We start from the raw sequence: 4,477 nt of genomic DNA on the forward strand, positions 1-4,477 counted from the left end.
TGACAATGGATGCTCCGACGTGCGGAACACTACTCCGAGTGAACCGGTCGGGCAGTCGGAGGTGATCGTGCTCGGGATGCTCAAGGTCCGCGGGCCCTCCATGCACCCCACCATCCGGACGGGGGATCTCGTCTCCGTGGCGCACGGGCGGCCACCGCGCGCCGGGGACGTCGTGCTGGTCAGGTGGGCGCACCGGCCCGGCCAGCTGTCCGTCAAGCGGGCCGTGCGGGCGGACGGGGTCGGGTGGCACGTGGAGGGGGACAACCCGTTCGCCTCCACCGACTCCCGCGAGCTGGGACCGGCCGAGGTGCTCGGGGTCGTGCGGTTCCGGGTGTGGCCCCGGCCCGGTCGGCTGAAGCGGTCGCCGTGGGCCGGGGGCGGCCTGGAGCTCGGGTGAGGCTCAGGCGCGCTTGAGCTCCGCGTACCAGCGGACGCACTCCTCGTAGTCCGGCAGCAGGCCCTGCTCCCGCGCCTGCGCCAGGCTCGGCGCCTGCGCGTCCTTCTCGGACAGCACCGGCTCGATCCCCTCCGGCCACGGCAGGTCCAGGCTCAGCGGGTCGACGCCGCGCTCCGCCTTCGGGTTGAACCCCTCGCTGCACAGGTACGCGGTGACCGTGTCGTCCTCCAGCGCCATCAGCGCGTGGCCGAACCCCTCGGGCAGGTACACCCCGTTGAACTTCTCCGCCGACAGCTCCACCGCGTCCCACTGCCCGAACGTCGGCGACCCGACCCGGATGTCCACCACCACGTCCAGCAGCCTGCCGCGCGGGCAGTGCACGTACTTCGCCTGACCCGGCGGCACGTCCGCGTAGTGCAGCCCCCGGACCACCCCGCGCCGGGACTGCGAGTGGTTCACCTGCGCGACCCGCAGGCGGTGCCCGGTGATCCGCTCGAACGCCGACTCCTGGAACGGGGCGACGAAGAAGCCGCGGTCGTCCGGGAAAACCGAAGGTGTGAACTCGAACGCACCGGGAATTCGCAACTCGCGTGCCTGCATGGGCGTCACCCTAGTTCATTACGGGTCTTGACCGATCCTGCCTGCGCAAATCCGCCGAACCGCGCGCCAAACCGGACGAGCGTTCTGGAAGATGCCCCTGACCTGCTGCGATGGTGTGATCCCCACCGCACTCGGTGATGCCCTACGCTGCCACACCTGGCGAACCCAGGCTTCGCGGACCGCCATTCGGTCGCAACTCGACCCCGAATGGGTGTTCCGCGCCCCATTAACACCCCACGGCCCCGTCGATCACGCGCGACAACGCGATCCGGAGTGCTGACCGGCCTCACGCGCCGCAGGAAGGACCAGGTCAAGTGACCGCAGTGAACGACACCCCAGTCCAGCTCACCGACGACGAGATCTTCACCGCCCACGAGGGCGGCAAGCTCGCCGTGGGGGCCACCGCCTCGCTCGCCGACCCCAGGGCGCTGTCCATCGCCTACACGCCCGGCGTGGCCAGGGTCAGCCGCGCCATCGCCGCCGACCCCGCCCTCGCCGACCGCAACACCGGGGCGGGCCGCCTGGTCGCCGTCGTCAGCGACGGCACCGCCGTGCTGGGCCTCGGCGACATCGGCCCGCGCGCCTCCCTGCCCGTCATGGAGGGCAAGGCCGCGCTGTTCAAGACCTTCGGCGGCCTCGACTCCATCCCGCTGGTGCTCGACACCACCGACGTGGACGAGATCGTCGAGACCCTGGTCCGGCTGCGCCCGTCCTTCGGCGCGGTCAACCTGGAGGACGTCTCCGCCCCGCGCTGCTTCGAGCTGGAGGCGAAGCTGATCGAGGCGCTGGACGTGCCGGTCATGCACGACGACCAGCACGGCACCGCCGTCGTCACCCTCGCCGCCCTGCGCGGCGCGAACACCGTGCTGGGCAAGGACATCGCGGACCAGCGCGTGGTGGTCTCGGGCGCGGGCGCGGCGGGCGTCGCGATCACCCGCATCCTGCTCGCCGCGGGCGCGGGCGAGGTGACCCTCGTGGACTCGCGCGGGATCATCCACGCCGGACGCGCCGGGCTGAACCCGGTGAAGGAGCAGTTGGCCCCGCTCACCAACGGCAGCGGGCTGCGCGGCGGCCTGGACGTGGCGCTGCGCGGCGCGGACGTCTTCGTCGGCGTCTCCTCCGCGCAGGTCCCCGAGGAGCAGGTCGCGAGCATGGCGGCGGGCTCGGTGGTGTTCGCGCTGTCCAACCCGGACCCCGAGGTGCACCCCGAGGTCGCGGCCAGGCACGCCGCCGTCGTGGCCACCGGGCGCAGCGACTTCCCCAACCAGATCAACAACGTGCTCGCGTTCCCCGGCATCTTCCGCGGCGCGCTGGACGCGGGGGCCAGGCGCATCACCGAGGGCATGAAGCTGGCCGCCGCCGGGGCGATCGCCGCCGTGGCCGCCGAGGACCTCGCGGTGGACCGGATCGTGCCGAGCGCGCTCGACCCCAGGGTCGGGCCGGAAGTCGCCGCCGCTGTGGCCTTGGCAGCGGCCGAAGACGGAGTAGCCTGATCCCCTGTCGGAGTTGGGAGAGCTCCGGCCGACGCTGTCCGTCTTCTTCTCGGGAAAACGACGCCACGATCGGGTTCAATCGTTAGTCCGTTAAGGGGTGGGACGTGACGCTGCTAGGCGCTAGCGTCCTTCTCTTCCGGGGGAACGATCCCCGGTCGAGGGGGTTGCTTTCGCGGGCGGTCCACGGGGCAGCGGCCGGGCCGGGCATCCCCGCCCCCAGACACGGGAAGGTGGGACCGTGCCCAAGCGGGTTGGCCGCGCTCCAGTGGTGCTCGACGACCCCGAGGGGCCGGCGCGACCCGAGGCCGTCGCGCTGGGCGGCGTGACGCCGCCCGACCCGCCCTCGCTGCTGTGCGACCCCGAGGGCGTCGTGGTCAGGGCCAGCGCCGCGGCGGCCGTGCTCGCCGGGGTCGCCGACCCCGGCGCGCTCGTCGGCCGACCCCTCGGCGAGCTGCTCGCGGGCGACCCGCCGGACCACCGGCTCACCCGCGCCGACGGCGCCCAGGTCGTGGTGCGCGTCGTGCGCGGACCCGCCGACGCCGCGGGGCTGACCACCGTCCTGCTGGTCGACGTGTCCGACCTGGCCAAGGCCGCCGACGAGCTGCGCGACGAGCAGCGGCGGCTGCGCGCGGTCCAGCGCGTGGCCGCCATCGGCTCCTGGGAGTACGACCCGGACACCGGCGCGACCGTGTGGTCCAGGACGCACTACGAGCTGCTCGGCATCGAGCCCGGCTCGGTCGTGCCCGGAGCGCAGGCCGTCCTCGCGGTGACCCACCCGGACGACCACGACGTGGTCGCCAGCTACTGGAGCAACCGCGAGATCACCGGCGCGCCGATAGACATCGTCTACCGGGTCGTCCGGCCCGACGGCGAGCTGCGCTGGATCCGGGGCGTCGCCGAGGCCGGGCTGCGCGCCGACGGCCGCGCCCGGCTGATCACCGGCTACATCAGGGACATCACCGAGCAGTGGCGCGCCGACCGGGCGCTCGCCACCGAGCGCGCGCGCCTGCTGGAGGCGCAGCGGATCGCCCGCATCGGCAGCTGGACCTACGACGTGCGGGGCCGCTCGCTGCACCGCAGCGAGGTGCTGCTGGAGATGTACTCGGCCATCGGCGTCTCGCCCGACCGCCACGACCTGCTCAGCGGCGTGCACGCCGACGACCGCGCCCACCTGCTGGAGCTGCGCCGGAAGCTGTTGCGCGCCAAGGACGGCCGCACGCAGGAGGCCGAGGTGCGCAGCGAGCTGGGCGACCGGGTCTACGTGTGCCGCGCCCGCGTCGAGCGCGAGCCCGGCGGGCGCGCCCCGGTGCGGCTGCACGGGACCGTGCAGGACGTCACCGAGGCGCGGGCCATGGAGCAGCAGCTGCGGGAGGACCGGCGCAGGCTCGCCGACGCCCAGCGCGCCGCCCGGCTCGGCGTGTGGGAGTGGGACCTGGCGACCGGCGAGGTGGTGTGGTCGGACATGCTCGCCGAGCTGTTCGGCGTGCCGCGCGACGAGCGCACCACGTACCGGACCTACCTGGACCTGGTGCACCCGGACGACCGGGCCTGGGTCGACGACATGTGGCAGCAGCTGGCCACCGAGGAGACCCCGGTGCAGTGCGAGCACCGGATCGTGCGGCGCGACGGCGCGGTGCGGGTGTTCCGCAGCCACGGCCGCGCCTTCCGCGAGAATGAAGAGCTGTTCAACGACACCAGCTGGTTCGCGGTGATGCATGGACAATTGATGCGGCCGGCAAGCTTCGATCCGGTCGCCGAAGTGATGAGCCTTGAGGAGACGCGCGCACGCCTCGCCCATATCCGCGAAGCCGTCGCGAATTCAGCCGACTATATGCCCACCCACCGCGACTTCATCCGGGAGCACTGCGCGTCATGAAACCTCTCGCCTTTCTAGCCCTCCTCCTGGCCGCGCCCGCCGCGGCGCAGCCGGTGGCGAGTTTCGACTGGTTCGAATATCGCGGCGAGGATCCGGTGGACCGGGCCTTCA

4 protein-coding genes are annotated in these 4,477 nt (G+C 72.8%); 3 read left to right on the forward strand and 1 reads right to left on the reverse strand.

Annotated features, from left to right (window positions below; all coding sequences use genetic code 11):
- The coding region (locus ACTUAL_RS09370) for a S26 family signal peptidase (RefSeq protein WP_440899978.1) at positions 1-397 on the forward strand (397 nt) is incomplete at its 5' end.
- Positions 398-400: 3 nt separating this feature from the next.
- Here the strand turns inward: ACTUAL_RS09370 and ACTUAL_RS09375 are convergent.
- Complete coding sequence (locus ACTUAL_RS09375; protein ID WP_096496893.1) at positions 401-997, reverse strand: dTDP-4-dehydrorhamnose 3,5-epimerase family protein; 597 nt, start codon at positions 995-997, stop codon at positions 401-403.
- A gap of 314 nt (positions 998-1,311) precedes the next feature.
- Between ACTUAL_RS09375 and ACTUAL_RS09380 the strand changes: the two genes are divergently transcribed.
- Complete coding sequence (locus tag ACTUAL_RS09380; RefSeq protein ID WP_440899979.1) at positions 1,312-2,490, forward strand: NAD(P)-dependent malic enzyme; 1,179 nt, start codon at positions 1,312-1,314, stop codon at positions 2,488-2,490.
- A gap of 238 nt (positions 2,491-2,728) precedes the next feature.
- A complete protein-coding gene (locus ACTUAL_RS09385) occupies positions 2,729-4,366 on the forward strand; it encodes a PAS domain-containing protein (RefSeq protein ID WP_440899980.1) in 1,638 nt (545 codons plus the stop codon).
- The last annotated feature ends 111 nt before the right edge of the window (positions 4,367-4,477 follow it).

This window comes from Actinosynnema sp., from assembly GCF_052038725.1.